The organism is Lentilactobacillus sp. (assembly GCF_040773105.1).
GTDB lineage: Bacteria > Bacillota > Bacilli > Lactobacillales > Lactobacillaceae > Lentilactobacillus > Lentilactobacillus parabuchneri.
Genome location: NZ_JAXGWW010000302.1, coordinates 1 through 2009 on the forward strand (window position 1 = coordinate 1; position 2009 = coordinate 2009).

The following is a 2009-nucleotide window of genomic DNA, read 5'->3' on the forward strand; positions in this document are numbered from 1 at the left end:
GTTCATAAAGGCAACATTATGAAGAAAACGGAAGGCAGTTTTAAGAAATGGGGTTATGAGACTGCTGAACAATATGGCGACAAGGTGTTTACGTGGCATCAATATGACCAAATTAAGGCTGATCAGGGCACAAAAGCAGCTGACAAAGCTTTTCAAGCTGCGCGTGATGGGCAAAAGCTGGTCGTCAATGATGTCATCACCGATAACTTTTTCCAGCAATCGTTATTACACCCAGATCATTTTGAAGTCGTTGCGACCATGAATTTGAACGGTGACTATCTGTCGGATGCGCTGGCGGCACAGGTGGGCGGTATTGGGATCGCTCCCAGCGGTAACATTAACTACCAGACGGGCCACGCAATTTTTGAAGCTACCCACGGCACAGCACCGCAGTTTGCCGGTCAAAACAAATTAAACCCAACGTCAATTATTTTGTCAGGGGCAATGATGTTCGATTATCTAGGGTGGAACAAGGTCGCCGATTTGATTCGTCATGGCATCAAGCAGGGCATCAAATCACACCATGTTACGGTGGATTTTGCCAAGACACCTGACGCAACGGTTTTAAGTACCAGTGAGTTTGGCGACTATGTTGCACAGTTAATCAAAGACGTTAACTAGCTGAATCCTCCATGCATTCATCGTAAAGAAAAAAACAGGACTTATTTCGGTAAATACCGAGATAAGTCCTGCTGATGTTTAGTAGGAATTTTGATGAATGAGGTTGAAAGTGACAACTATAACCTTAAAAATTTGCCAGTTGAACTCATATTTTCCAAGAACTCTGGAACGGTATCCGTTCGGTTCCAATCGCGCTGCAGCTCGCAAGCTAACTGGGCATAGGAGGTTGGACGGGCACCGGCCTGTTCGATTCGCCGCAACGCAGCTTCGTGTGCTTCGAGACTAGTCCCACCAACGGCATCCACAACTGGATAAACATCATATCCTTCGGCCAGTGCATCTAGTGCCGGGAAGGTCAGGCAGGCTTCTGTCCACAGAGCGGCCATGATAATGTTGTGGCGATTAGTACCCGTGATCGCTTCGTTAAATTCCTTATCTTCCCAGGCATTGATCGTTGTCCGGTCGAAAGAAGGAATATCACCTAAGACGTCTTTTAGAGCGGCAATGGTATCTTGATTACGGCCGGTGGCCACGTTGACCGTTGAGAGAATAATCGGTACGTGGAAGTCTTTAAGCAACTTGGCAGTCGCAACAATATTGTTTACCAGTTGATAACGGTTCATAGATTCGATGGACTGAATTTGGGTCGATTGATAGTCAATAATAGCAAATACACTATTTTCTGGTGCCAGTAGACGGTCAGTTTTAGGATCTCTGGGTGCATAACTTGTCATGTGAAATCAATCCTCTCCTTTAAATTACGCACATTATAATCAGAGACGCCACAGTTTCAAAGTATCTCAACTTATTTAAGACATTATTGTTTGAATGTCAAAAAGCTGGTGATTTGAAAGACTAAATGCCCACCCCGGTGAATTGACCGGAATGGGCATTGTTTGAAATGGAACGGTTATTTGAAAATGGCATATAGCAGAATCGGGATGAAGGGTGCCAGCAATAAATTGGCAACTTTGATCTGAGTTAGCTTCAGCATGTTTAGACCGATAATTAAGATTAGCAAAGATCCCACGCAGGTCATTTCGTTAATGACGGTGTGAGTCAGCAATGGTGCAACCCATTTTGCCAGTAATGTTAAGGTTGATTCATAAATCACAACTGAAATGGATGAGAAGGCGACACCCAGGCCAAGTGTTGTTGCCAGAATCAAAACAAAAATACCGTCGATCATTGATTTCGTGTACAGCACGGAATTATTGTTAGCCATCCCGCTTTGCAGGGAACCAACGATTGCCATGGCACCGACACAGATGAAAAGGGTCGCGGTGACAAAGCCTTCGGAAAAATGATTATCGCCTTTCATCCCCAACTTCATTTCTAACCAGTCACCAAAACGGTTGAATTGGTGATCGAAGTCGAGCAATTCGCCA

At 44.6% G+C, this 2009-nt stretch carries 3 protein-coding genes; 1 reads left to right on the top strand and 2 read right to left on the bottom strand.

All coding sequences use genetic code 11. From position 1 onward, the window contains the following. The coding region (locus AB3112_RS10985; RefSeq protein WP_367334511.1) for an isocitrate/isopropylmalate family dehydrogenase at positions 1 to 621 on the top strand (621 nt) is incomplete at its 5' end. A 116-nt stretch (positions 622 to 737) separates the two neighbouring features. On the opposite strand, the gene AB3112_RS10990 is transcribed toward AB3112_RS10985, so the two are convergent. Both AB3112_RS10990 and AB3112_RS10995 read right to left on the bottom strand, forming a co-directional pair. Next, positions 738 to 1355, bottom strand: a complete 618-nt coding sequence (locus AB3112_RS10990) for a hydrolase (protein ID WP_367334512.1) — start codon at positions 1353 to 1355, stop codon at positions 738 to 740. A gap of 176 nt (positions 1356 to 1531) precedes the next feature. Continuing rightward, the coding region (locus AB3112_RS10995; RefSeq protein ID WP_367334513.1) for a DUF554 domain-containing protein at positions 1532 to 2009 on the bottom strand (478 nt) is incomplete at its 5' end.